Genomic DNA, 22,770 nt, shown 5'->3' with positions numbered 1-22,770 from the left:
ATCCCGATGACCTTCACCCATCCCAAAGCTCCGGCCCTCGTCCAGGGACACGCCATGCCGACCCAGAACCGCGACGCCTCCGTCGCCGCGCCCGTCATCCACACCGCCGTCCCGCAGGGCCACGGCGTGGTCGAGAGCCGCGACTTCAAGATCCGCGCCCGCGACGTCAAAGTCTTCTACGGCGAGAAGCAGGCGCTGTTCGACGTCAACCTCGACATCCCGGCCAAGTCGGTCACCGCCTTCATCGGCCCGTCGGGCTGCGGCAAGTCGACCTTCCTGCGCTGCATCAACCGGATGAACGACACCATCCCGTCGGCCCGCGTGCAGGGCTCGATCGAGATCGACGGCGCCGACGTCAACGCCAAGAGCGTCGATCCGGTGGTGCTGCGCTCGCGCGTCGGCATGGTGTTCCAGAAGCCGAACCCGTTCCCCAAGACCATCTTCGAGAACGTCGCCTACGGCCCGAAGATTCACGGCCTGGCCACCCGCAAGGACGAGCTGGAAGCCATCGTCGAGAGCAGCCTCAAGAAGGCCGGCCTCTGGAACGAAGTGGCCGACCGCCTGCACCAGCCCGGCACCGGCCTGTCCGGCGGCCAGCAGCAGCGCCTGGTGATCGCCCGCGCCATCGCCGTTTCGCCCGAAGTGATCCTGATGGACGAGCCCTGCTCGGCGCTGGACCCGATCGCCACGGCCAAGATCGAGGAATTGATCGACGAACTGCGCAGCCAGTTCTGCATCGTCATCGTCACCCACTCGATGGCCCAGGCCGCCCGCGTCTCGCAGAAGACGGCCTTCTTCCACCTGGGCAAGCTGGTCGAGAGCGGCCCGACCGAGGAGATGTTCACCAATCCTCGCGACAGCCGCACCCAGGACTACATCACCGGCCGCTTCGGTTAAGCGGAAGGGGGACCAGGACATGACCGAACACACCGTCAAATCCTACGGCGAAGAGCTGAACCACCTGACCGCCGAGGTGACCCGCATGGGCGGCCTCGCCGAGGCCCAGGTCGCCGACGCCGTCGACTGCATCGCCCGTCGCGACGCCCCGCTGGCCCAGCTGGTGGTCGGCCGCGACGAGCGCCTCGACACGCTGCAGACCGAGATCGAGCGCAAGGCCTTCCGCCTGATCGCCCTGCGCCAGCCGATGGCCGTGGACCTGCGCCACGCCGTCGCCGCCCTGAAGATCTCGATGAGCCTCGAGCGCTGCGGCGACATGGCCAAGAACATCGGCAAGCGCGCCCTGATCCTGACCGAGGCCGAGCCGATGAGCGCCCTGACCCGCTCGATCGAGCGCATGGGCCGCCTGGTTCAGAGCCGCCTCAAGGACGTGCTGGACGCCTACACCGCCTCGGACCTGCAGCGCGCCATCAACGTCTGGAGCAGCGACGAGGAAGTCGACGAGCACTACAACTCGATCTTCCGCGAACTGCTGACCTACATGATGGGCGATCCGCGCACGATCAACGCGTGCACGCACCTGCTGTTCGTCGCCAAGAACCTCGAGCGGATCGGCGACCACGCCACCAACATCGCCGAGATCATCCACTTTGAGCTGACGGGCGAGGAGATCATCTCCCAGCGTCCCAAGCTCGACGTCGTCGCTCAGTAAGCTTTCGGGAGGCCTGTCGAAGTGACTCCGTACGTTCTGGTGGTCGAGGACGAGGACGCCCTGGCCACCCTGCTTCACTACAACCTCGACAAGGAGGGCTACCAGGTCGCGGTGGCCGCCGACGGCGAGGAAGCCCTGACCCTGGCCAGCGAGCGCGCGCCCGACCTCGTCATCCTCGACTGGATGCTGCCCAAGGTCTCGGGCATCGAGGTCTGCCGCCGCCTGCGCGGCCGCACCGACACCCGCAACGTGCCGATCATCATGCTGACGGCGCGCGGCGAGGAAAGCGACCGCATCCGCGGCCTGGACACCGGCGCCGACGACTACGTGGTCAAGCCGTTCTCGATGGTCGAGCTGACCGCCCGCGTCCGCGCCGTGATGCGCCGCATCCGCCCGGCCCTGGCCGACGACCGCATCACGGTCGGCGACATCGTCATCGACCGGGTGGCCCACCGCGTGAAGCGCCAGGGCAAGGAAGTCCATCTCGGCCCGACCGAGTTCCGCCTGCTCGACTACCTGATGCAGCACCCGGGCCGGGTGTTCAGCCGCGAACAGCTGCTGGACGCCGTCTGGGGCTCGGACGTCTATGTCGAGGCCCGCACGGTCGACGTGCACATCGGCCGCCTGCGCAAGGCGCTGAACGGCTCGACCGAAGCCGATCCCATCCGCACCGTCCGCTCGGCCGGCTACTCCCTGGACGTCGAGGCGGCCTAAGGGCCGTCTCGTCAGGCGTTCGGCGCTGCCGGCAGCACCTCGACGGCCACGCCGGCCGCCGCCAGGGCCTGGATGTCGCCGGCCTCGACCGGGGCGGCGACCAGGCGCACGACCTGGCGGCCGCTCTGGGCCAGTTCGATCAGGTGCTGGGCGGAGGCCTCGGCCGGCGACAGCCGGTGGGCGTCGCGGCGGGCCATGGTGACCACTTCGGGATCGGCGGCCTCGTCGATGACCAGCACGTCCGCGGCGCTGAGCGCCCGCACAGCGCGCAGGGTCAGCAGGTCGGCGGGGCCCTTGCCGGCCACGAAGCGGACCTTGCCTTCCTTCTTCACGCTCTTGGCCAGGGCCTCGCGGAACAGCTGGCCGGCCTTTTCCATGTCGCCGGTCATGGCCGCCTGGGCCGCCTCGCCCGAGAGGGCCTCGCGCAGGAAGGCGCGGCGTTCGTGCAGGGTGGGCAGGGCGCCGCGCACCTCGCTCTGGAAATTGCGCATCAGCGCGGCCACGCGGCCGGCGCCCTCGGGCACCTGGGCCTCGATGTCCGAACGCAGCATCGTGGCCAGCACGGGCGCCGCGCCGCCGGTGCCGACGGCGGCCACCACCTCGCCCCGATCGATGACCGCCGGGGTGTTGAAGTCGCACATGTCGGGCTTGTCGACGACGTTGACCAGCACGCCGGCGGCCCGCGCGGCCCGCGCGGCGGCCTGGGCGAACACCTCGTCGGCGCTCGAAACGAAGGCCAGCACCGCGCCGGTGTACGAGCCGGGCAGGAAGGCGGCGTGGCCGTCGAGGCGCACCAGCGTGGCCGGCGAGCCGTCGAACAGCCGGGCCTTGGCCTCGGCGCCTTCGCCGGTTCCGGCGATCACCACCTTGCGGCCGGCGAGGGGGAAGTAGGCGGGAAAGGAGTCCAAGGCGGGGTCCTCTGGGCGGGGCGCGGGTCGAGCCCCAAAGCTAGGGCGCGTCGGCCGCGAGCGTGAGCCCTTTCTCGCAACAGGCGTTCAAGGATCTGGCGACGATGTGGGGACGGGCGCGATCCTGACGGCGTTAATTTTCGCTGGCGGCGCATCGGGATAACGGTGTTAGCTCCGCTTCGGGGCAGGAGGGACGCAATGGCGGCGAGCTTGGACGTCAACGGCAAGACGGTGTCGGTGGAGGCCGAGCCGGACACGCCGCTCCTGTGGGTGCTGCGCGACGAGCTGGGCCTGACCGGCACGAAGTTCGGCTGCGGCCTGGCCCAGTGCGGGGCCTGCACGGTGCATGTGAACGGCGACCCGGTGCGCTCTTGCGTCACCCCGATCGCGGCGCTGTCGGGCGCGAAGATCACCACCATCGAGGGCCTTGGCGGCGCCCATCCGCTGCAGCAGGCCTGGGTCAGGCTGGACGTGCCCCAGTGCGGCTACTGCCAGTCGGGCCAGATCATGTCGGCCGCCGCCCTGCTGGCGGCGACCAAGTCGCCCAGCGACGAGGACATCGACGCGGCCATGGGCGGCAACATCTGTCGCTGCGGCGCCTATCAGCGGATCCGGGCGGCGATCAAGGAGGCCGCGACCAGCGCGGCCGCCCCGGTGGTCGCCGCGCCGCCGGTCGCCAAGGAGGCCGAGGTCGAGGCGGCCGTCGACGAGGCGATCTCGGCGGCTTCGGGCGCGACCTCGCGGGTGCAGCGCGGAGAGGTGCGATGAACGCGCCCCTGAACAGGCAGGGCCTCAGCCGCCGCGAGGTGGTGGTCGGGGCCGTGATGGTCGGCGGGGCGCTGACGGTGGGCTGCTCGCCCGCCGACCTGATGAGCGCCGGCTCCAAGGTCGAGGTCGGGGCGTTCGGCCCGTTCATCCGCTTCGAGCCCGACGGCTTCGTCACGGTGATCTCCAAGCACATCGAGTTCGGCCAGGGCAGCCACGCGGGCCTGGCGGCGATCGTGGCCGAGGAACTGGACGCCGACTGGACCAAGGTGCGGGTCGAGCAGTCGCCGGCCAACGCCAAGCTCTATGGCAACGGCGCCCTGGGCGCGCAGCTGACCGGCGGCAGCTCGGCGATCTCCAACAGCTGGGAGCAGCTGCGCAAGGCCGGCGCCGGGGCGCGGGCGATGTTCATCGAGGCCGCCGCCAACCGCTGGAACGTCCCGGCCGGCGAGGTGGTGGTCAAGGACGGGGTGCTGACCCACGCCTCGGGCAAGACCGCCGCCTTCGCCGACCTGATGGCCGACGCCGCCAAGGTGACGCCGCCGGAGAACCCGCCGCTGAAGGACCCCAAGTCCTTCACCCTGATCGGCACCGACCGCGTCCGCCGCAAGGACGCGCAGGCCAAGAGCGACGGGACGGCCCGCTACACCCAGGACGTCCGTCTGCCCGACATGCTGACGGCCATGGTCGCCCATGCGCCCAGGTTCGGGGGCAAGGTCGAGAGCTTCGACGCCGACGCGGCCAGGAAGGTCGCCGGCGTGGTCGACGTGTTCGAGATCCCCACCGGCGTGGCGGTGGTGGCCAGGTCCACCTGGGCCGCGCGCCTGGGCCGCGAGGCGCTGCAGGTGCGCTGGGACGAGGCCAAGGCCGAGAAGCGCGGTTCGGCGCAGATCGCCGCGGCGTTCCGGGACCTGGCGACCGGCAAGGGTCCGGCCGACCAGAAGTGGGAGTCGTTCGGCGCCAAGGGCGACGCGGCCCAGGCGGCCGGAGGATCTGACGCCTTCGAGGCGGTCTACGAGTTTCCCTACCTGGCCCACGCCACGATGGAGCCGATGAACTGCGTGGCGATCGTCGACGGCGGTTCGGTCAGGCTGGTGCACGGCTCGCAGGGCCAGACGCTGGACCAGCTGAACGCGGCCAAGATCGTCGGCGCCCTGCCGGGCTCGGTCGAGGTCGAGACCCTGTTCGCGGGCGGCTCGTTCGGGCGGCGGGCGACCTTCACCTCCGACTACGTGGCCGAGTGCGTGCACGTGGCCAAGAAGGTGGGGGGCGGCAAGCCGGTGAAGCTGGTCTGGACCCGCGAGGACGACATGCGCGCCGGCCACTATCGGCCGCTGGTGGCGCACGCCGTGCGCGTGACGCTGGACAAGGACGGCATGCCGGCGACCTGGCGCCATCGCATCGTCAGCCAGTCGATCATGAAGGACTCGCCGATGCCCTCGAAGGGCGTCGACCAGACCGCCGTCGAGGGGGCGATGGATTCGCCCTACCTGAAGGCGACGCCCGTGGTCGACGCCCAGGTCGCCTTCCCGGAGGTCGGCGTGCCGGTGCTGTGGTGGCGCTCGGTGGGGGCCACCCACACCGCCTTCGTCATGGAGCACACGATCGACCAGCTGGCCCGCAAGGCCGGCAAGGATCCGGTCGAGTACCGCCGCGCGCTCTACGCCAAGGCCGGGGCCGACCGGCACCTGGCGGCGCTGGATCTGGCGGTCGAGAAGGCCGGGCCGACCGCCTCGGCCGGCTGGACGCGCGGGGTGGCGGTGCACGAGAGCTTCGGCTCGGTGGTGGCCCAGGTCGCCGAGGTCAGGCTGGCCGACGGCGCGCCCCAGGTCGGCCGGGTGGTCACCGCCGTCGACTGCGGCGTGGCCGTGTCGCCCGACCAGATCGCCGCCCAGATGGAGGGCGGGACCTGCTATGGCCTGTCGGCGGCGCTGTACGGCGAGATCACCCTGACCGACGGCGCGGTCGACCAGAGCAATTTCGACACCTATCGGGTGCTGCGGATCGGCGAGGCGCCGAGCGTGGAGACCAACATCGTCCCATCGGCCGCGCCGCCCAGCGGGGTGGGCGAGCCGGGCACGCCGGTGATCGCCCCGGCCGTCGCCAACGCGCTGCTGGCGCTGTCGGGCCAGTCGACGACGAGGCTGCCGTTCGTCCGATCTGTCTGAACGTTAACCTTGGCGCGACCGGAATTGACGTCGGACCGCTGGACGAGAGGCTGTGCTAGGACCATCTTAGCGCCATGGTCGAGCCTGCCGACAGCCTTGGTTTCGAGAAACTCACGCCGCGTGAGCGCGAGATCCTGCGCCTGATCGCCCAGCATCAGCGCTCGAAGGAAATCGCGCGCCTGCTCAGCCTGTCGCCCAAGACCGTCGAGATGCACGTCCTCAGCGCCCGGCGCCGCCTGGCCGGCATGCCGCGCCGCGACGCCGCCCTGGCCTTCGTGGCCTGGGAGCAGGCCCCCGGTAATTGGGACCCCGGTAATGACTACCGTAGGCAATCGCCAGACCTAGCCGTCCAGCCCGAGCCGGTCTCTCCTGACTTCAACAGCGGGAGCGGCCATGGCCATGAACGACAACTCACCCAAGACCAGGCCTTCGGGCACGCCTCCCGGCTCGGCGTTCTTCATCGCGAGCTGGAAGTCGTTGGAAGAGGGCCTCACCCTGATGGCGGGCACGCCGGAGCGGGAGCGCCTGGTGCCGGAGACGGTTTCGGCGCTGCGCAAGGCGCAGGCGGCTGGCGATCCTCCTTCGAAGCTGCTGCTGCGGGTTCTCGCGGCGACGGCGTTCCTGTCGGACGACAGTCCGATCCGGTCCGAACGCGGGGAGGTTGGCGCCATGACCTGACTCCCGCCCAATGGATGGGCCTGATCCTGGTTTCAGCCCTGGCGGCCGGCGTGCTGCTCAGCGTGGTGACCATGGGCGCCCATGAATTCCTCTTCGCCCTTCAGCGGTTCCGCGAGGGCTGGAGCACTCCGCCGGCGCACTGACCGGCAAAACCAAGTTCCGAACAATTCATCGCCTTGAACGTGCGGGGGGCTCCCGCGCGAGTGGGAGAGTCTTGCATGAAACGCAGCGACGCGGCCCGTGCTGGGGCCGAGAAACTCAAGCGCGCCGAAGCCGCCATCGATGCGGCCCTGCGCGAAACCGCCGAGCTGGTGGGCCTGCTGCCCTCCCTGCGGCTCGATGCGCAGCTGTCGGCCGTGATCGGCCAGGAAGCGATCGAGACCCTCGGCGACACCCTGACCCATATCCTTTCCGCCCGTCGGACGATCGTGAAGGCGCACGGCGATCTCGCCGAGGTTCGCACCCAGATCGGCTGCGGCGCCCTGGCCATCGGCGACATGGGCAAGTCCGCGGACGGCGACACGCCGCGCACCTTCGGTCTGCACGCCGTCGACGGCGGCCGCGCCGCCTAGTCCGCGGCGCCCCTCTTACCTGGAGCCAATCCATGACCGCCGTTCTCGCCGCGCTTCAGCCGGCGATTGATGAAGCCGCCGAGTTCGGCCGCTGCCTGCGTGACCTCTGCCCCGTCCAGAAACGGGTGCTGACCGCGCTGATGCACCGGTTGATCGCGATGGAGGAGGCCAACGACGCCGAAGGCGCGCTGGTCGTGATCGACGAGGTGCGACGCATCCTCGGCGAAGGGCGGCTGACGCACCACTGAAGCGCGCTCGCCCCTGAAGTAAGCACGGGCCCGGATCACGCTTGATCCGGGCCCGACTTGCGTCATGTTGCCCCCGCGAGTCGGGGGCCCCTCCTTTGATACAAGCCTTGATTTCCTTCGGCGTGGCGATCCTCGTCTGCGGCCTGGCCATACGTTTCGGCGACAAGCCCGAGCGCCGCGTGGGCGTCATCACGCTGAGCGGCTGGATCATCTCGCTGATCGTCTTCCGCAACAGCGCGCGCTTCGCCGACATCGGCCTGATGCTGGTCGACGGCGTGGTGGCGGCGCTGTTCGTCTGGGTCTCGCTGTCGTCGCGCCGGCTGTGGACCGTGGTCGTCGCGGCGTTCCAGATGCTGGGCGTGGCCTCTCACCTGGCGACGGTCATCGACCATCGCGTGACCATCAACACCTACAAGCTGAGCCTGGCCGTCTGGAGCTACGGCATCCTGCTGGTGCTGGCCGTGGCGGTCTGGCGCAGCTGGCGCGAGCGGCGCCGGGGCGAGAGCGTCTAGGGCGCCAGGTCCTCGCGCCGGTCGACGTCGAACAGCACGCCGGGCGCGTCGGTCTCGACCACGGCCACGGGGCGCGCGCTCATCAGCCCCTGGGCGCCGCGGTCGCCGCCCAGCGCCGCCAGGGCCGCGAAGCAGGCGCGCGAGAACAGCACCGGATGGCCGCGCCGGCCGGCATGGACCGGCGCGACGATCTCGGCGCCCTGGGCCAGCCCCGCGGCCAGGTCGCCGGCCAGTCCGGCCGGGATGTCGGGCATGTCGCCCAGGAACACGAACACGCCGTCGCTGGCCGGATCGATGGCCTTCACGCCCTGCCGCAGCGAGGCGCCCAGGCCCTCGACGGCGTCGGACGCGACCAGCGCGCGCAGACGCTCGCCGGCGCGGGCCGCCACCAGGTCGGCCACCGCCGCGTCGCCAGGACGGATCACCGCCGTCACCCGCCAGGCCGGAGCCGCCAGGGCCGCGTCCAGGGCGTGGTCCAGCAGCGGCCGGCCGCGATAGCCGGCGAGCAGCTTGCCGCCGCCGAAGCGCGTTCCCGCGCCGGCCGCCAGGACAATGGCCTCCAGTCGCATGCGATCCCTTTCCGCGACGCCTTCGGAGGCCTATTCTATGGCGGATATGACGTCCCCTGACGACAGCCCCCGACTGATCGACGGCTTTGGCCGCGCGGTGACCTATCTGCGGGTGTCGGTGACCGACCGCTGCGACCTGCGCTGCGTCTACTGCATGGCCGAGCACATGACCTTCCTGCCGAAGGCGGAGGTGCTGACGCTGGAGGAACTGGACCGCCTGGCCTCGACCTTCGTGGGCCTGGGCGTGCGCAAGTTGCGGCTGACCGGCGGCGAACCGCTGGTGCGCAAGGGGATCATGGAGCTGGTCGAGAACCTCTCGCGGCACCTGAAGACCGGCGCCCTGGACGAGCTGACCCTGACCACCAACGGCACCCAGCTGGCCCAGCACGCGCAGCGGCTGGCGGCGGCGGGGGTGAAGCGGATCAACGTCTCGCTCGACACCCTCAAGCCCGACCTCTTCCGGCGGCTGACGCGCGGCGGCGACGTGGCCAAGGTGATCGGCGGCGTCGACGCGGCCCTGGCGGCCGGGATCCAGGTCAAGATCAACGCCGTGGCGCTGAAGCGCGACAACGCCGCCGAACTGCCCGGCCTGATCCAGTGGGCCCATGCGCGCGGCTGCGACATGACCCTGATCGAGACCATGCCGCTGGGCGAGATCGACGAGGACCGCACCGACCAGTTCCTGTCGCTGCGCGACGTGCGGCGCGAGCTGTCCTCGTACTGGACCCTGACGGATCTCGCCTACGCCACCGGCGGCCCGGCCCGCTACGCCAAGGTCGAGGAGACCGGCGGTCGCCTGGGCTTCATCACGCCGCTCAGCCACAATTTCTGCGAGGCCTGCAACCGCGTGCGGCTGACCTGCACCGGCACCCTGCACACCTGCCTTGGCCGCGACGACGCCAGCGACCTGCGGGCCGTGCTGCGCGGCGGGGCGACCGACGGCGAGCTGGTGGCGGCGATCCACGCGGCCATCGGGTCCAAGCCCAAGGGTCACGACTTCCAGGTCGACGCGCCCCGTCCGGCGGTGGCCCGCCACATGTCGACGACCGGAGGCTAGGGATGGCCCGCGTGCTGCTGTTCGGACGCCTGGCCGACCAGGCCGGCTGGCGCGAGCGCGAGGTCGCGGCGGACAGCCTGGCGGCCCTGCGCGCCTGCATCGCCAATGACGACGCCGAACTGGCCGAGGCGCTGGCCGGTCCTGGCGTGCAGGTGGCCGTCGACAAGGCGCTTGTGCGCGGCGAGGCCTCGCTGGCGGCCGCTGCCGAGGTCGCCTTCCTGCCGCCGATGAGCGGCGGATGATCTCCCTGACCGAGGCGCCGTTCGAGCCCGGCGCGCTGCTGACGGCCTTCTGCGCCGGCCGCGACGAGACCGGGGCGGTGGCCAGCTTCGTCGGCCTGGCCCGCGCCGAGGGCGGGCAGGCGTCCATCCTCGAGCTGGAGGCCTATCCCGGCTTCACCGAGAGCGCGATCGCGGCCTTTGCGAAGGACGCCGCCGCGCGGTTCGAGCTTCAGGACTGGCGCATCGTCCATCGCGTCGGAAAGATCGCGCCGGGCGAGGCGGTGGTGTTCGTGGCGACGGCGTCGAGGCATCGCCGGGCCGCCCTGGAGGCGTGCGACTTCCTGATGGACTGGCTCAAGAGCCGGGCGCCGTTCTGGAAGAAGGAGCACGGGCCGGACGGCGCACGCTGGATCGAGCCGACGGCGCAGGATAGGACCGACGCTCAGCGTTGGGATTGAGCCAAAGCGCGACAGCCGAAAGTGTCAGCGGTTTCGGCGCCCGTCGCGCGACAAGCAAAGAAAAGGAGAAGCGGATGTCGGCAGGCCTCACCCCGGGCGGCGGGATCAAGCCGGAGCTTCCGTTCAAGCCGGTGCGGGTGGCGATCCTGACGGTGTCCGACACCCGTGACGAGGCCACCGACACTTCGGGCCAGATCCTGATCGAGCGCGTCGAGGCCGCCGGCCACGTCTTCGCCGGCCGGGCGGTGGTGCGCGACGACATCGACAAGATCCGCTCCACCGTGCGCGGCTGGATCGACAGCGGCCAGGTGGATGCGGTTGTCAGCACCGGCGGCACCGGCCTGACCGGCCGCGACGTCACTGTCGAGGCGCTGCAGCCGCTGTTCGACAAGGTGATCGACGGTTTCGCCGTGGTCTTCCACCTCGTCTCCTACGCCACGGTGGGCCTGTCGACCCTGCAGTCGCGGGCCACGGCCGGGATCATCGACGGGGTGTTCGTGTTCTGCCTGCCGGGCTCGAACGGCGCGGTGAAGGACGGCTGGGACAAGGTGATCGCCGCCCAGCTCGACAGCCGCCACAAGCCCTGCAACATGGTCGAGCTGATGCCTCGACTTCTGGAACGATAGGGCTCCTGGAGAAGTGAGCAAGCTGACCCACATTGACGACCAGGGCCGCGCCCGCATGGTCGACGTCTCCGACAAGCCCGCGACGGCCCGCGAGGCGGTGGCGACCGGCTTCGTGCGCATGGCGCCTGAGACCCTGGCCCTGGCCGTCTCCGGAACCGGCCGCAAGGGCGACGTGCGCGCCGTGGCCGAGCTGGCCGGGGTGATGGCCGCCAAGAAGACCTCGGACCTGATCCCGCTGTGCCATCCGCTGGCCCTGTCCAAGGTGGTGGTCGAGGTCGAGCCGGCCGACGGCGGACTGTCGGTGACCGCGCGGGTCAAGACCACCGGCCCGACCGGTGTGGAGATGGAAGCCCTGACCGCCGTCTCCGTGGCGTGCCTGACGATCTACGACATGCTGAAGGCCGCCGAGAAGGGCATGGTCATCGAGGCCGTGCGGCTTCTGGAGAAGACGGGCGGCAAGTCGGGGGACTGGAGCGCCTGATCCTTCTCCCCTTGCGGGAGAGGGATCAGAGCGCGACTTCGGCCCGCCGCTCCAGCGCCGGCTGCCCGTTGCGGGTGGCGATGATCTCGCCGATCACGGCCACGGCCACCTCGAACGGCGCCTTGCCGCCCAGGTCCAGGCCGATGGGCGCGCGCAGCTTGGCCAGATCCCTTTCCGTCAGGCCGTCGGCCTTCAGCGCCAGGAGCCGCTCCGACAGCCGCCGCCGCGCGCCCAGCAGGCCGACATAGGGCGCCGGCGAGGGCAGGGCGGCCAGCAGGGCCTCGTGATCCAGCGCCATGTCGTGGCTGCACACCGCCACGGCGGTCCAGGCGTCGAGGCCGGCGGCGACCAGGGCCGGGCCGGGCGCCTCGCGGCTGTAGCGCACGCCCGGCAGCGGCGGGGCGACCATCGGGCCCTTGGGGCGCACCAGGGTGGTCTCGAACCCGGCCTGGACGCCCAGGCTGGCCAGGGCAAGGGCGGTCGGATCGCCGCCCATCACCACCAGGCGCGGGACGGGATCGAAACTGCGGACGAACACGCCCGGCCAGGGAACCGGCGTCGCGCCGACCGGCGCGCAGACCCGCCTGGTCCCGTCGGTGAACCACAGGGCCGGCCGTCTTTTGCGGGCGTGAGTCAAAAGGTCGCGTACCGAGCCGTCGTTGGCGTTAAGGCGTTCGACCAGGATCTCGATGCGGGCGCCGCACAGCAGGCGGATGTCCGGCCAGGGGCTGCCCTCGCCATAGACGAGACGCTTGGGAGCCCCCGTCTCCAGCACCTCCCGCGCATGCAGTTCGACGTCGCCCTCGATGCAGCCGCCCGACAGGAAACCGGCCACGAAGCCTTGTGCGAACACCATCTGCGTGCCGACCGGGCGCGGGCCGCCGCCCTCCAGGGCGACGATGGTGGCCAGGGCCGCGGGGCCCTGCGCGAGGGCCTGTTCGAGGGCGGGCCGCATGTCGTCGGCCAGACCGTGCATGGGCCATTCGGGGCCGGAAACGGCGGCGGGATCGGTAAGGTCCATCGGCCCGATCTTAACCCCTCGGCAAGGTTCCAGAAACGCCTTCTTCAAACCTTGGCGCGTAGGCTCTCCGACATTGGTGCTTCATCCGACGCGGAAGTTCATGTCGCTCACCGTCTCCAAGCTCGGTCTTGCCGCCGCCCAGTTCGGACTGGACGGTATGAACGCGTCGCCGCGTTCGCGCTCTCCCGAGGTCGAGGCCCGCGACATCCTCAGCATCGCCGCCCGCGCCCGTCTGTCGGTGCTGGACGTCTCGGGCGTCTACGGTCGCTCGGAGTCCGTGCTCGGCGACCTGATCCCGCGCCCGGTCTCGTGCCGGGTGACCCTGGCGGCGGCCCGCGCCGACCGCGGCCCCGACTTCGTCGAGGCCGAGGCCCGCGCCTCGCTGCGCCGCCTGGGCCTGGAGCGCGCCGACACCATCGTCGTCCAATCGCCGTCGGAACTGTTCGGCGCCCATGGCCCGGCCATGTGGGACCGCCTGCACCGCCTGCGCGAGCAGGGCCTGTTCCGCAACATCGGCATTTCCGCCCACGCCACCGACGATCCGGTCGGCGTGGCCCGCCGCTTCAAGCCCGACATCATCCAGGCGCCCGCCAGCCTGCTCGACCAGCGCCTGCTGGCCGACGGCTCGCTGCAACGCATCGCCGGCATGGGCGTCGAGGTGCAGCTGCGCTCGATCTTCCTCAACGGTCTTCTGTTCCTGCCGCCCGACCGCGTGCCGGCCCAGCTGAAGGGGGCCTCGGGCCGCCTGTCGCGGGTGCGCCGCATGATCGCCGAGGGCCGATCGGATCCGCTGCAGGCCGCGCTGGGCTTTGCTTTGTCGCGACCGGAGGCCTCGGCCGTGATCGTCGGGGTGACCTCGGCCGCCGAACTGTCGGCCGTTGTCGCCGCCGCCTCGAGCCCGCCGCCGGACCTGGACTGGGACGAGATGGCCATCGACGATCCGGTGGCGCTCGACCCGCGACGTTGGGTCGCCTAGCGGCGGACCCGACTCGAAGCTCAAGGTTCTAGAAAGAACCGATAAACGCCTCGAAGGGAGGCAACGCCATGATCCTCGCCGTCCTGCAGGCCCGCATGGGCTCCAGTCGTCTGCCCGGCAAGGCGATGGCCACCCTCCAGGGACAGCCGATGATCCTGCGCCAGCTGGAGCGCATCCGGCAGGCCGCCACCCTTTCCAAGATCATCGTCGCCACCAGCGACCAGCCGGCCGACGACGCGCTGGCCGGGTTCCTGGTCTCGCGCGGCGTCACCGTCCATCGCGGCGCCGGCGCCGACATCCTCGACCGCATCGCCCGCTGCGCCGAGGCCGCCGGTCCCGTCAGCCACATCGTGCGCCTGAAGGGCGACGCGCCGTTCGTCGACCCGGGCCTGATCGACCAGACCGTCAAGCTGGCGCTGAGCACGGGCGCCGACTACGCCTCCAACCGCGTCTACCGCACCTATCCGGCCGGCCTGGAGGTCGAGGTGATCTCGGCCCAGGCCCTGCGCACCGCGGCCGCCGAGGAGCGCGACCCGCTGGCCCGCATCTCGCCCACCGCCGCCATCCGCAATCAGCCCGGCCGCTTCCGCCACGCCCACCTGCGGGCCGTGCGCGACTGGAGCGCCCTGGACTGGCGCGTGAAGACCCCGGCGGATCTCGCCTTCGCCCGCTCGATCTACGACGCCCTGCACCCGGCCGATCCCGGCTTCCGCATGGGCGACGTGCTGGACCTGGTGGAGAGCAAGCAGGACCTGGGCCGGTTCGCGGCGTAATAATTCCACCTCTCCCATAGGGAGAGGGAGGGGCCCAGGCGATAGCCTGGGAGGGTGAGGGGTTTCACCCTTGCCGACTTCACACTTCAGATCAGGTGACGGGACCGCCGACGGCGTACGCCCTCACCCTCCCACGCCTGCGGCGCGGGCCCCTCCCTCTCCCCACGGGAGAGGCTTATTTCGGGGGAAACCCGCCCGCGCGCGCCAGCGACGACGCCGGGGCCTTGCCCAGGCGCTGGCTGATGTCGCGGCCGATGGCGATCAGGGCGTCGAGGTCGTAGCTGGTCTCGAACCCGGCCCGCTGCAGCATGTAGACCAGATCCTCGGTGCCGATATTGCCCGTCGCCGCCGGGGCGAAGGGGCAGCCGCCCAGGCCGCCGACCGAGGCGTCGAGCACGTCGACCCCAGCCTCGACGCTGGCGAAGGCGTTGGCGAGGCCGGTGTTGCGGGTGTCGTGGAAGTGCATCCGCAGGCGGGCGTCGGGGGCTGCCGCGCGGACGGCCTCGATGCGTTTGCGGACGGTCCAGGGATCGGCGACCCCGATGGTGTCGGCGATGGCGATCTCGGGCACGTTCATGGCGGCGGCCTCGCGGGCGATGGCTGCGACCTGGTCTTGCGACACCTCGCCGTCGAACGGACAGCCGAACGCCACCGAGATGGTGGCGGTGATCGGCGGGCCGCCGTCGATCGCCTGGCGCTCGACGATGGCGGCCAGCGTGTCGAGCTGCTGGTTGACCGTGGCGCCCTGGTTCTTCACGCCGAAGCCGTCCGAGGCGCAGACCACGACATTGGCCTCGTCGCAGCCGGTCGACACGCAGCGTTCCCAGCCGCGCATGTTGAGCACCAGGCCGATGCGCGAGCGCTTCGGATCCGGGCCGCCCAGGGCGTCCATGATCTCCTCGGCCCCGGCCATCTGCGGCACGCGGTTGGGGTTCACGAACGACACCACCTCGGTGCGGCGGGCGCCGGCGGCTTCCAGGCGGCGGATCAGGTCGAGCTTTTCCTCGACCGTCAGGATGGACTTCTCGTTCTGCAGGCCGTCGCGCGGACCGACCTCGACGATCTCGATGAAGCGGCTCATCGCGGGGCCTCCTCTTGCGCCGTAGCCGGGGCCTCGGCGCCGGTGACGGCGTCGGGGGTCTCGACGGCTTCGTGGCGGCGGGGCTCGCCGCGATAGATGCGCAGCACCTCGTCGTCGCCGTCGGAATAGTTCAGGCCCTTGATCTCGCCGGCCAGGCGGGGCGCGTGGCCCAGGGCGGCCAGGGCGGCGCGGAACTTCTCGTCCTCGCGGCCTTCGACCACGGCGGGACGGCCTTCATCCACCGCGTCGGCCGCGCCGTCCGCGTCGGTCAGCTGGGTGGTGGTGCCCAGCTGGAAGACCATGCTGGGTTCGGAATAGCCGGTCACCGCCACCGGGCCCGGCGCGCCGGCGCGGGGCGCCAGGTCGGCGCCTTCCAGCGCGCGGGCCAGGCGCTTGGACAGCCACAGCGAGTCGAGGCGCGGGGCCAGCAGGCCGGCCATGGTTCCGTGCGCCAGGATGCCCAGCACCCCGGCGGTGACCAGGGCCTTGGCGGCCTGCCGGCGCAGGATCAGCCAGCCGCCGGCGATCGCGGCGACCACGAACAGCAGGGCCGAAAGGATGGCCAGCGGCAGGGCCGAGGGCGCGGCGTAGGTCTTCCACGCCACGATGCAGACGGCGGCGAAGGCCACGCCGGCGATGGCCAGCAGGGCCGTGCCGATGATGCGCGAGACCAGGCCCAGGGGCGCGCGCAGGGCGGCGGCCATCAGCATGGCCAGCGCCCCGAACGAGGGCAGGGTGTAGTGGGCGAGCTTCGTCGGCAGGATCTCGAACATCAGCCAGGTCGGGATCAGCCAGCACAGCGCAAAGCGCACCCCCGGCTCCTTGCGGCCGGTCCAGGCCAGCACCAGCGCGGCGGGCAGCAGCAGGGTCACCGGGAACAGCAGCAGCGGCGAGAGCAGGGCGTAGTAGCCGAACGGGCCGCTGTGGCTCTCGTGGCCGCCGGCCAGCTTGGGGGCCAGATCCCCGCCCACGGCCGCGCCCCAGAAGGCGCCGTCGGTGGCGATGGTGATCATGGTCGCCCAGGGCAGGACGATGGCGGCGAACAGGATCAGGCCCCAGCTCCAGCCCAGCTGCTTGAGCCAGCCGATCCTGCGGTCCCAGGCCCACAGGGCCAGGACGGCCAGGATGGCCACCAGCAGGCCGACGGGCCCCTTGATCAGGGCGGCCATGGCCATGCCGATCCAGAAGGCCAGCTTGGGCCCCTTGCCGGCCTTCTCGCTGGCCAGGCCTGCCGCGTAGATCCGCGCCAGGCCGGCCATGGCCAAGGTCGTAAAGCCGCACAGCGCCGCGTCGGTCTTGGCGATGAAGGCCTCGGTCGACAGCAGGAAGGTCGCGCCCAGAATCGCGCCCGACAGCAGGCTCTCGCGCGGGCCGAAGAAGGCCGCCGCGCCCCAGGCGCAGGCCGCCGCCGCCAGCATGGCGCCCAGCAGCGAGGGAATGCGGTAGGCCCAGATGCCCCGGTCTTCCGGCGCCGACACGGCCTCGACCGCCACGGCCTGCAGCCAGTGGATGCCCACCGGCTTCTTGTTGCGCGGCTGGTCCTGCAGCTTGATGTTCACATAGTCGCCCGTCTCCAGCATCTGGGCCGTGGCCTGGGCGAAGCGGGACTCGTCGCGGTCGAGCGGCGGCATGGCGAACAGGCCCGGCAGGCCCGCGATCAGCGCCACCAAGGCGGCGAAGACCGGCGCGCGCCAGCCGCGCGACCAGGCGTCGAGACGGGATTCAAGCGTAGGGTTCTGACCGGGATTGGGGCTGGTGTTCGCGCTCATGCGTGCTGGAATAGCACGATCCTTTCATGGCGCGAGTTTTGCGGTAAAAGCGGCCATGACATCCGATAATTCCGCCGCGATCCCCGATTTCTCCGTCGTCGTGCCCGTGTTCGACGAAGGCGGGGCCGCGCCGGCCCTGGCGCGCGAGATCGCCGCCGCCTTCGCCGGCGAGTCCTACGAGATGATCTTCGTGGACGACGCCAGCCGCGACGACACCAAGGCCCTGCTGACGGCGCTGAAGGCCGAGATTCCGCAGCTGCGCGTGCTGGGCCACCGCAAGAACTCGGGCCAGAGCCGCTCGATCCGCAGCGGCATCCTGGCCGCCCGCGCCCCGATCGTGGTGACCATGGACGGCGACGGCCAGAACGATCCGGCCGACGCTCCGCGCCTGGCCAAGGCGCTGCAGGCTGCGCCCGCCGAGCTCGCTCTGGTCGGCGGCGAGCGGGTCAAGCGCCAGGACAGCAACGCCAAGCGCTTCGCCAGCAAGTTCGGCAACGGCGTGCGCAAGCGCCTGCTGAAGGACACCGCCAACGACACCGGCTGCGGGCTGAAGGCCTTCCGCCGCGAGGCTTTCCTGCGGCTGCCCTACTTCGATCACATCCACCGCTACATCCCCGCGCTGATGCTGCGCGAGGGCTACGAGATCGCCTTCCAGCCGGTGAACCACCGTCACCGCGAGACGGGCGTGTCGAAGTACACCAATTTCGGCCGCCTGAAGGCCTCGGTTAGCGACCTGTTCGGCGTGATGTGGCTGCAGTCGCGGGCCCGCAACCCGCAGGGCGTCGACGAGGCTTAGGCGCCTTGCGTCCTTCGAGGCTCGCCTTCGGCTCGCACCTCAGGATGAGGATCTCATTGCACTGACGTCCTCATCCTGAGGCGCCCGCGCAGCGGGCCTCGAAGGACGCAAGGGCTGTCCCGCTCGCCCGGCAGGCGGCTCCCGCTTCACCCGCCTGGCAAAACCGGTTAACCCTGAAAGCCGACTTCGGGGGAATTCACCGCAATGTTCGCCGCCTTTCCGCTGCTGGCCCTGCCGGTGCTGATCTACAACCTGCTGGCCCTGACGGTCGGCGGCGGGTTTTCGTCGGACGGGGCCAGCTATCGGTTCGGCGAGCAGCTGTTCCGCATCCACATGGCCTCGCGCGTCGACTGGATCGTCAGCTGGGGCGACCTGCTGCTCGGCGCCTCGCTGATCGTGCTGTTCGTCGAGCTCCTGAAGTCGACGACCAGCCGCAAGGTGGCGATCATCAACCACTCGCTGTCGATGGTGCTGTTCATCGTCTGCTTGGTGCAGCTGCTGCTTCTGCCGGCGTTCGCGACCTCGGTGTTCTTCCTGATCACCCTGATGGTGCTGCTGGACGTGCTGGCCGGCTTCATCGTCACCATCGTCGCCGCCCGTCGCGACGTCGACTTTGGCGAGATGCGCTAGGGGCGAGACGCGCTAGGGGCGAGACGGGGTGGGGCGTTTCTTCAAGCCGCGAGCCGTCGTCACGCGTTAGCCTTCCGCGCAAGGAGGCCACGATGGACGACGACCAGCCGCCGCAAGACAGCAAGCTGACCCGCAGCAAGGAGGCCTGGGCGCGCTCGGGCAAGTTCCTGACCGGCGAGACCAGCCGTCCGGAGAGCGAGCGCCTGCCGCCGGGCCAGCACCTGACCCGCGACTGGCCGGTGCTGGACCTGGGTCTCAAGCCCGACGTCTCCCGCGAGGACTGGCGGCTGCGCATCGACGGCCTGGTGTCACGGCCGGCGACCTGGAACTTCCAGGCCCTGCTGGCCCAGCCGCAGAGCGCGCCCGTCTCCGACATCCACTGCGTGACCACCTGGTCGCGCTACGACAACCACTGGGACGGGGTTCTGACCCGCGACGTGGTGCTGGCCGTGGCGCCCCGGGACGAAGCGCGGTTCGTCGTGCTGCATTCGTACGACGGCTACACCACCAACCTGTCGGTCGACGACTTCGCCCATGAGGGCGCGCTGCTGGCTCATGGCTGGGAGGGCGCGCCGATCGCGGCCGAGCACGGCGGGCCGGTGCGCCTGGTCGTGCCGCACCTCTACTTCTGGAAAAGCGCCAAGTGGCTGAAGCGGATCGAGTTCGTGGCGGCCGACCGGCCGGGCTTCTGGGAGGAACGCGGCTATCACAACCGCGGCGATCCATGGGCCGAAGAGCGCTACGGCTGAGCGCGGCCGATTTCGACAAGCGCCGGCGCATCCGGCCTCCTATCTATCGGTAACAGACCCTCTTACGGACGCCGTTAAATGACCGCTTCCAATCTCTGGCTCGCCGCCGGCCTGCGCTCGCCCTTCGCCAAGGTCGACGGGGCGCTGGCCGCCCATGACGCCATCGAGCTTTCCGTTCCCGTGGTGAAGGCCATGCTGGAGAAGGGCGCGCGGCCCGACTTCGCCGTCTGGGGCACGGTGATCCCGAACCTCACCTGGAGCAACATCGCCCGCGAGGTGCTGCTGGACGCCGGGGCCGACCCGACCATCCCGGCGTTCTCGACCGTCATGGCCTGCTCGACCAGCATGACCGGCGTGCTCGAGGCCGCCGGCATGATCGACGGGCGCGGCCGCGACCTGGCTTTGGTCGGCGGCGTCGAGGCCATGAGCCGGGTGCAGATCGGCCTGTCGGTGCGGCTGTCGGACTGGGTCCGCCGCTTCCAGCAGGCCCGCGACCTGAAGGGGCGGCTGGCGGTGCTGTCGGCTTTCAAGGCCGCCGACGCCAGGCTGTTCGTTCCCAAGGTGGCCAACCGCACCACGGGGCTTTCGATGGGCGAGCACACCGAGATCACCGCCAAGGAATGGGGCCTTGCGCGCGCCGACCAGGACGCCATCGCCTTCGCCAGCCACCAGAACGCCGTGCGCGCCTGGGAGAACGGCTTCTTCGACGACCTCGTCATCCCGGTCGGCGAGGCCCGTCGCGACACCATCCCGCGCAAGGACAGCACGCTGGAGAAGCTGGCCAAGCTGAAGCCGGCCTTCGACAAGGTAAGCGGCCAGGGCACGCTGACCGCCGGCAATTCCTCGCCCCTGACCGACGGCGCGGCCAGCGTCTGGGTGGCCTCCGAAGCGGGCCTGGCGCGCCTGCCCGCGCGCACGCCGCGCGTGAAGATCCTCGACTACGAGGTCACCGCCATCGACCTGCGCAGCGAGGGCCTGCTGATGGCGCCGGCCTATGGCGTGCCGCGCATGCTGGCGCGCAACGGCCTGACCCTGTCCGACATCGGGCTTTGGGAGATCCACGAGGCCTTCGCGGCCCAGGTGCTGTCGCACATCGCCGCCTGGGAGAGCAAAAAGTTCCTGGCCGAGCGGGCCGGCGTCACCGCCGACCTCGGCGCCTTCCCGCGGGAGCGGATGAACCCCACCGGCGGCAGCCTGGCGCTGGGCCACCCGTTCGGCGCCACCGGCGCGCGGATCCTCAGCCAGGCGACCAAGGAGCTGGCCGCGCGCGGCAAGGGCGAGAAGGCCATCGTCAGCATCTGCGCCGACGGCGGCCAGGGCACGATGATGCTGCTGGAGGCGGCTTGAGGGATCGCTACGTCCTTCGAGGCCCGCTGCGCGGGCGCCTCAGGATGAGGAACTCAATGCGATAGCGTCCTCATCCTGAGGTGCGAGCCGAAAGGCGAGCCTCGAAGGACGCAGGGCGCTTGGGCGATGTCGGTGGGATACCCCAGACGTAGAACCGGCCCGAGGACTAGGGGCAACCTCGGGCCGGCGGTACGCATGTCGCGTTGTGGGGGGTGGACGCGACACGGTTAAATTGGACCCGCCAGTCCCTCCGATCAAGCGAATGGATGTCGCTCGGCGCTTTTGTCGCAGGGAAGCGTTGTCAGGAAAACGCTGTCAGGTCAGGACCGAGAAGATCAGGGTCACGACGGCCACGTCGAAGGCTCGGATCAGGATGGACAGCATAGGTCGAGACGCTTTCCGAAAAGACTCGGGCCTCGACCTAGCAAGACTGGCGCCAAGTCGGCGCAGGGCGCTAGAAATTCCATATGGCGCTGTTCTTCGATCATCAGTGGTACGACGCGAGGCTGGCCGAGCGGGGGCTGGACAGGGCCGCCCTGGCCGCCGCGGCGGGGCTGAGCGCGGCCGAGATCGGCCTGGTCTTCAAGGATCAGCGCGAGATCAGGCCGGCCGAACTGGCGGTTTTTGCCGAGATGGTGGGCGTTTCGCGCGAGGAGGCGGCCAGGCGGGCCGGCGTCGGCGCGCATGCGGCGCCGGCGGACCCGGCCGCGCGGCGCATCGCGGAACTGGAGGCGAGGGTCGCGCGCCTGGAGGGCCAGGTGGCCGAGCTGCTGGCGGCTAGATCTCGGTCTTCTTGATCAGGCCCGCCTTGGGACGGCGGTCGGCCGGGCCGGAATATTCCGTGCCGAGATAGGTCGAACGCGCCGCGTCGAGCACTTCCTGCCCACCGCGCAGGCCGCGCTTTTGGCCGGGCTGGCCCATCACCTGGGCGGCGAAGGCAGCGAACGGGCCGCGCGGGCGCGGCTGCGGCGGCGGATCGGCGGGCGCCTCTTCCTCGTCGCGCACGAACACGACCTCTTCGCCGTCCGCCTCGTGGCGGTCGGAGTCCTTGGGCGCGGCCAGCGCCCGGCGCGCGTTCGCCGCGCGTCGGATGGGGTCGATCGGACCGGTCATGGTCGCAAGGCTAGCGGCGCCTCCGTTAAGAACGAATGCGCCGTCATGGTTGATGGAAATTAGGACTTGGTCGCCAGCTTGGCGATCTGTTCCTGCATGGCTTCGAGCTGGCGCTTGAGATCGGCCAGGCCGTCCTCGCTGGGCGCGGCCGGAGCCGGGGCGGGCGGCGGGGCCGCGGGGGCCTCGGCGGCGGCGTCCTCGGGGCGGCTGTAGGCGAAGGGCGAGAACATCTTCATGGCCCGGTCGAACAGGGCCATGTTCTGGCGGATCTGTTCCTCGTAGATCGCCATGCCCGGCGCGGCCGCCTTGCCGGCGAGACCCGGGGCGCCGGTGAACTGCTGGCGCATGCGCTCCTGCTGCTTGGAGAAGCTTTCCAGCGACATCTCCAGGTAGCTGGGCAGGAAGGCCTGCATCGAGTTGCCGTAGAAGCCGATCAGCTGGCGCAGGAACTGGATGGGCAGCAGGTTCTGGCCGCCGCCGCGGTTTTCCTCTTCGAAGATGATCTGGGTCAGGACCGAACGGGTGATGTCGTCGTTGGTCTTGGCGTCATAGACCACGAAGTCGACGCCCTCCTTCACCATGTCCGACAGGTGCTCGAGGGTGACGTAGGAACTGGACGCGGTGTTGTAGAGCCGGCGGTTGGCGTACTTCTTGATGACGACGCGCTGGCCCGAAACCTTTTCGGCGGAAACTTTGTCGGCGCCGGGGGCGGCTTCGCCTTTATCGGGGTTCTCGGACATTTCGTTCCCTGGGACAGCGGTGTCGCCCGCCTTTTCGCATCGCACTATCGCTAATGCAAAGCCAGGGCGCCAGTCCCGCGAGGACTTGGACGCCAGATGATGACATGAAAATGTATTCGTGACGAACGCCGTTCGTTTGGGCATGGTGCTGTTGCACTGCAAAAGTGTGGGCGCCGCACCTGCGAAGGC

At 70.4% G+C, this 22,770-nt stretch carries 29 protein-coding genes; 22 read left to right on the top strand and 7 right to left on the bottom strand.

From position 1 onward, the window contains the following. Positions 1-6 precede the first annotated feature (6 nt). Genes pstB through phoB form a run of 3 tightly spaced genes read left to right on the top strand, consistent with a single transcriptional unit; the run spans position 7 to position 2,323 of the window. Entirely contained in the window at positions 7-897 is an 891-nt protein-coding gene (gene pstB / locus G5B46_RS18570) for a phosphate ABC transporter ATP-binding protein PstB (protein ID WP_165261257.1), read from the top strand. 19 nt (positions 898-916) lie between these two features. Then, positions 917-1,609: a phosphate signaling complex protein PhoU gene (phoU, locus tag G5B46_RS18565; protein WP_165261255.1), complete on the top strand. Its 693-nt coding sequence runs from the start codon at positions 917-919 to the stop codon at positions 1,607-1,609. 21 nt (positions 1,610-1,630) lie between these two features. Beyond that, a complete protein-coding gene (phoB, locus tag G5B46_RS18560; protein WP_058349669.1) occupies positions 1,631-2,323 on the top strand; it encodes a phosphate regulon transcriptional regulator PhoB in 693 nt (230 codons plus the stop codon). Positions 2,324-2,334: 11 nt separating this feature from the next. Here the strand turns inward: phoB and G5B46_RS18555 are convergent, their stop codons facing one another. Continuing rightward, entirely contained in the window at positions 2,335-3,231 is an 897-nt protein-coding gene (locus tag G5B46_RS18555; protein WP_165261253.1) for an NAD(P)-dependent oxidoreductase, read from the bottom strand. Between the two features lie 198 nt (positions 3,232-3,429). Between G5B46_RS18555 and G5B46_RS18550 the strand changes: the two genes are divergently transcribed. The 7 genes from G5B46_RS18550 (at position 3,430) to G5B46_RS18525 (ending at position 8,174) form a co-directional block, all read left to right on the top strand. Then, complete coding sequence (locus G5B46_RS18550) at positions 3,430-3,999, top strand: (2Fe-2S)-binding protein (protein ID WP_165261251.1); 570 nt, start codon at positions 3,430-3,432, stop codon at positions 3,997-3,999. Continuing rightward, the gene (locus tag G5B46_RS18545) at positions 3,996-6,164 is read left to right on the top strand and encodes a xanthine dehydrogenase family protein molybdopterin-binding subunit (protein WP_165261249.1); all 2,169 of its coding nucleotides are present in this window, start codon (positions 3,996-3,998) and stop codon (positions 6,162-6,164) included. Before G5B46_RS18550 ends, G5B46_RS18545 begins: the two co-directional genes overlap by 4 nt. A gap of 393 nt (positions 6,165-6,557) precedes the next feature. Then, on the top strand, positions 6,558-6,842 hold the full coding sequence (locus G5B46_RS18540) for a hypothetical protein (protein WP_240903567.1): 285 nt from the start codon (positions 6,558-6,560) through the stop codon (positions 6,840-6,842). 14 nt (positions 6,843-6,856) lie between these two features. Continuing rightward, a complete protein-coding gene (locus G5B46_RS24755; RefSeq protein ID WP_276308897.1) occupies positions 6,857-6,985 on the top strand; it encodes a hypothetical protein in 129 nt (42 codons plus the stop codon). 75 nt (positions 6,986-7,060) lie between these two features. Continuing rightward, positions 7,061-7,414 (top strand): hypothetical protein, encoded by a 354-nt coding sequence (locus G5B46_RS18535; RefSeq protein ID WP_165261247.1) that lies wholly within the window; start codon positions 7,061-7,063, stop codon positions 7,412-7,414. 32 nt (positions 7,415-7,446) lie between these two features. Beyond that, positions 7,447-7,662 carry a hypothetical protein gene (locus G5B46_RS18530; RefSeq protein WP_101711290.1) on the top strand — a complete coding sequence of 72 codons (216 nt, stop codon included), beginning with the start codon at positions 7,447-7,449 and terminating at the stop codon, positions 7,660-7,662. 107 nt (positions 7,663-7,769) lie between these two features. Next, on the top strand, positions 7,770-8,174 hold the full coding sequence (locus tag G5B46_RS18525; protein ID WP_165261245.1) for a hypothetical protein: 405 nt from the start codon (positions 7,770-7,772) through the stop codon (positions 8,172-8,174). Here the strand turns inward: G5B46_RS18525 and G5B46_RS18520 are convergent. Beyond that, on the bottom strand, positions 8,171-8,743 hold the full coding sequence (locus tag G5B46_RS18520) for a nucleotidyltransferase family protein (protein ID WP_165261243.1): 573 nt from the start codon (positions 8,741-8,743) through the stop codon (positions 8,171-8,173). The two genes, G5B46_RS18525 and G5B46_RS18520, sit on opposite strands and share 4 nt — an antisense overlap. Between G5B46_RS18520 and moaA the strand changes: the two genes are divergently transcribed. From moaA to moaC, 5 genes are all read left to right on the top strand, one after another. Further along, positions 8,742-9,800 (top strand): GTP 3',8-cyclase MoaA, encoded by a 1,059-nt coding sequence (gene moaA / locus G5B46_RS18515; RefSeq protein WP_165261241.1) that lies wholly within the window; start codon positions 8,742-8,744, stop codon positions 9,798-9,800. The genes G5B46_RS18520 and moaA overlap by 2 nt on opposite strands. A 2-nt stretch (positions 9,801-9,802) precedes the next feature. Beyond that, on the top strand, positions 9,803-10,042 hold the full coding sequence (locus tag G5B46_RS18510; RefSeq protein WP_165261239.1) for a MoaD/ThiS family protein: 240 nt from the start codon (positions 9,803-9,805) through the stop codon (positions 10,040-10,042). Next, complete coding sequence (locus tag G5B46_RS18505) at positions 10,039-10,479, top strand: molybdenum cofactor biosynthesis protein MoaE (protein ID WP_165261237.1); 441 nt, start codon at positions 10,039-10,041, stop codon at positions 10,477-10,479. Before G5B46_RS18510 ends, G5B46_RS18505 begins: the two co-directional genes overlap by 4 nt. Before the next feature lie 74 nt (positions 10,480-10,553). Beyond that, on the top strand, positions 10,554-11,105 hold the full coding sequence (gene moaB / locus G5B46_RS18500; protein WP_165261235.1) for a molybdenum cofactor biosynthesis protein B: 552 nt from the start codon (positions 10,554-10,556) through the stop codon (positions 11,103-11,105). Between the two features lie 13 nt (positions 11,106-11,118). After that, positions 11,119-11,586, top strand: coding sequence for a cyclic pyranopterin monophosphate synthase MoaC (gene moaC, locus G5B46_RS18495; protein ID WP_165261233.1), 468 nt, complete (start codon positions 11,119-11,121; stop codon positions 11,584-11,586). A gap of 25 nt (positions 11,587-11,611) precedes the next feature. Here the strand turns inward: moaC and G5B46_RS18490 are convergent, their stop codons facing one another. Further along, positions 11,612-12,607 (bottom strand): XdhC family protein, encoded by a 996-nt coding sequence (locus G5B46_RS18490; RefSeq protein ID WP_165261231.1) that lies wholly within the window; start codon positions 12,605-12,607, stop codon positions 11,612-11,614. Positions 12,608-12,707: 100 nt separating this feature from the next. On the opposite strand from G5B46_RS18490, the gene G5B46_RS18485 reads away from it, so the two are divergent. Both G5B46_RS18485 and G5B46_RS18480 read left to right on the top strand, forming a co-directional pair. Continuing rightward, on the top strand, positions 12,708-13,583 hold the full coding sequence (locus tag G5B46_RS18485) for a bifunctional regulator KidO (protein WP_165261229.1): 876 nt from the start codon (positions 12,708-12,710) through the stop codon (positions 13,581-13,583). A 68-nt stretch (positions 13,584-13,651) separates the two neighbouring features. After that, the gene (locus G5B46_RS18480) at positions 13,652-14,356 is read left to right on the top strand and encodes an NTP transferase domain-containing protein (protein WP_165261227.1); all 705 of its coding nucleotides are present in this window, start codon (positions 13,652-13,654) and stop codon (positions 14,354-14,356) included. 175 nt (positions 14,357-14,531) lie between these two features. On the opposite strand, the gene G5B46_RS18475 is transcribed toward G5B46_RS18480, so the two are convergent. After that, positions 14,532-15,437 carry a hydroxymethylglutaryl-CoA lyase gene (locus G5B46_RS18475; protein ID WP_165261225.1) on the bottom strand — a complete coding sequence of 302 codons (906 nt, stop codon included), beginning with the start codon at positions 15,435-15,437 and terminating at the stop codon, positions 14,532-14,534. After that, positions 15,434-17,206, bottom strand: a complete 1,773-nt coding sequence (locus G5B46_RS18470; protein ID WP_240903566.1) for a glycosyltransferase family 39 protein — start codon at positions 17,204-17,206, stop codon at positions 15,434-15,436. The genes G5B46_RS18475 and G5B46_RS18470 overlap by 4 nt, the downstream gene beginning before the upstream one ends. 55 nt (positions 17,207-17,261) lie before the next feature. On the opposite strand from G5B46_RS18470, the gene G5B46_RS18465 reads away from it, so the two are divergent. The 5 genes from G5B46_RS18465 (at position 17,262) to G5B46_RS18445 (ending at position 21,525) form a co-directional block, all read left to right on the top strand. Further along, positions 17,262-18,002, top strand: coding sequence for a glycosyltransferase family 2 protein (locus G5B46_RS18465; RefSeq protein ID WP_165261223.1), 741 nt, complete (start codon positions 17,262-17,264; stop codon positions 18,000-18,002). Positions 18,003-18,206: 204 nt separating this feature from the next. Beyond that, positions 18,207-18,632, top strand: a complete 426-nt coding sequence (locus tag G5B46_RS18460) for a hypothetical protein (protein WP_165261221.1) — start codon at positions 18,207-18,209, stop codon at positions 18,630-18,632. Between the two features lie 92 nt (positions 18,633-18,724). After that, complete coding sequence (locus tag G5B46_RS18455) at positions 18,725-19,381, top strand: sulfite oxidase-like oxidoreductase (RefSeq protein ID WP_165261219.1); 657 nt, start codon at positions 18,725-18,727, stop codon at positions 19,379-19,381. 78 nt (positions 19,382-19,459) lie between these two features. Next, positions 19,460-20,728, top strand: coding sequence for an acetyl-CoA C-acyltransferase (locus G5B46_RS18450; protein ID WP_165261217.1), 1,269 nt, complete (start codon positions 19,460-19,462; stop codon positions 20,726-20,728). A 467-nt stretch (positions 20,729-21,195) separates the two neighbouring features. Then, on the top strand, positions 21,196-21,525 hold the full coding sequence (locus G5B46_RS18445) for a DNA-binding protein (RefSeq protein ID WP_165261215.1): 330 nt from the start codon (positions 21,196-21,198) through the stop codon (positions 21,523-21,525). Here the strand turns inward: G5B46_RS18445 and G5B46_RS18440 are convergent. After that, complete coding sequence (locus G5B46_RS18440; protein ID WP_101716084.1) at positions 21,506-21,841, bottom strand: hypothetical protein; 336 nt, start codon at positions 21,839-21,841, stop codon at positions 21,506-21,508. The genes G5B46_RS18445 and G5B46_RS18440 overlap by 20 nt on opposite strands. A 59-nt stretch (positions 21,842-21,900) precedes the next feature. After that, positions 21,901-22,581 carry a polyhydroxyalkanoate synthesis repressor PhaR gene (phaR, locus tag G5B46_RS18435; RefSeq protein WP_165261213.1) on the bottom strand — a complete coding sequence of 227 codons (681 nt, stop codon included), beginning with the start codon at positions 22,579-22,581 and terminating at the stop codon, positions 21,901-21,903. Between the last annotated feature and the right edge of the window lie 189 nt (positions 22,582-22,770).

Source organism: Caulobacter sp. 602-2 (assembly GCF_011043625.1).
Lineage (GTDB): Bacteria > Pseudomonadota > Alphaproteobacteria > Caulobacterales > Caulobacteraceae > Caulobacter.
The sequence above is the reverse complement of the archived record's forward strand: the minus strand, read 5'-3'. Positions and strand labels throughout refer to the sequence as shown.

Coding starts and splice junctions, on each gene's coding strand:
- G5B46_RS18460 (WP_165261221.1), top strand. CDS start 18,207: ATGTTCGCCGCCTTTCCGCTGCTGGCCCTGCCGGTGCTGATCTACAAC.
- G5B46_RS18520 (WP_165261243.1), bottom strand. CDS start 8,743: ATGCGACTGGAGGCCATTGTCCTGGCGGCCGGCGCGGGAACGCGCTTC.
- G5B46_RS18510 (WP_165261239.1), top strand. CDS start 9,803: ATGGCCCGCGTGCTGCTGTTCGGACGCCTGGCCGACCAGGCCGGCTGG.
- G5B46_RS18485 (WP_165261229.1), top strand. CDS start 12,708: ATGTCGCTCACCGTCTCCAAGCTCGGTCTTGCCGCCGCCCAGTTCGGA.
- phoU (WP_165261255.1), top strand. CDS start 917: ATGACCGAACACACCGTCAAATCCTACGGCGAAGAGCTGAACCACCTG.
- G5B46_RS18470 (WP_240903566.1), bottom strand. CDS start 17,206: ATGAGCGCGAACACCAGCCCCAATCCCGGTCAGAACCCTACGCTTGAA.
- G5B46_RS18465 (WP_165261223.1), top strand. CDS start 17,262: ATGACATCCGATAATTCCGCCGCGATCCCCGATTTCTCCGTCGTCGTG.
- G5B46_RS18475 (WP_165261225.1), bottom strand. CDS start 15,437: ATGAGCCGCTTCATCGAGATCGTCGAGGTCGGTCCGCGCGACGGCCTG.
- G5B46_RS18490 (WP_165261231.1), bottom strand. CDS start 12,607: ATGGACCTTACCGATCCCGCCGCCGTTTCCGGCCCCGAATGGCCCATG.
- G5B46_RS24755 (WP_276308897.1), top strand. CDS start 6,857: ATGGGCCTGATCCTGGTTTCAGCCCTGGCGGCCGGCGTGCTGCTCAGC.
- G5B46_RS18455 (WP_165261219.1), top strand. CDS start 18,725: ATGGACGACGACCAGCCGCCGCAAGACAGCAAGCTGACCCGCAGCAAG.
- moaA (WP_165261241.1), top strand. CDS start 8,742: ATGCGATCCCTTTCCGCGACGCCTTCGGAGGCCTATTCTATGGCGGAT.
- G5B46_RS18440 (WP_101716084.1), bottom strand. CDS start 21,841: ATGACCGGTCCGATCGACCCCATCCGACGCGCGGCGAACGCGCGCCGG.
- G5B46_RS18505 (WP_165261237.1), top strand. CDS start 10,039: ATGATCTCCCTGACCGAGGCGCCGTTCGAGCCCGGCGCGCTGCTGACG.
- G5B46_RS18535 (WP_165261247.1), top strand. CDS start 7,061: ATGAAACGCAGCGACGCGGCCCGTGCTGGGGCCGAGAAACTCAAGCGC.
- G5B46_RS18540 (WP_240903567.1), top strand. CDS start 6,558: ATGGCCATGAACGACAACTCACCCAAGACCAGGCCTTCGGGCACGCCT.
- G5B46_RS18450 (WP_165261217.1), top strand. CDS start 19,460: ATGACCGCTTCCAATCTCTGGCTCGCCGCCGGCCTGCGCTCGCCCTTC.
- G5B46_RS18550 (WP_165261251.1), top strand. CDS start 3,430: ATGGCGGCGAGCTTGGACGTCAACGGCAAGACGGTGTCGGTGGAGGCC.
- G5B46_RS18480 (WP_165261227.1), top strand. CDS start 13,652: ATGATCCTCGCCGTCCTGCAGGCCCGCATGGGCTCCAGTCGTCTGCCC.
- pstB (WP_165261257.1), top strand. CDS start 7: ATGACCTTCACCCATCCCAAAGCTCCGGCCCTCGTCCAGGGACACGCC.
- G5B46_RS18545 (WP_165261249.1), top strand. CDS start 3,996: ATGAACGCGCCCCTGAACAGGCAGGGCCTCAGCCGCCGCGAGGTGGTG.
- phaR (WP_165261213.1), bottom strand. CDS start 22,581: ATGTCCGAGAACCCCGATAAAGGCGAAGCCGCCCCCGGCGCCGACAAA.
- moaB (WP_165261235.1), top strand. CDS start 10,554: ATGTCGGCAGGCCTCACCCCGGGCGGCGGGATCAAGCCGGAGCTTCCG.
- G5B46_RS18530 (WP_101711290.1), top strand. CDS start 7,447: ATGACCGCCGTTCTCGCCGCGCTTCAGCCGGCGATTGATGAAGCCGCC.
- G5B46_RS18445 (WP_165261215.1), top strand. CDS start 21,196: ATGGCGCTGTTCTTCGATCATCAGTGGTACGACGCGAGGCTGGCCGAG.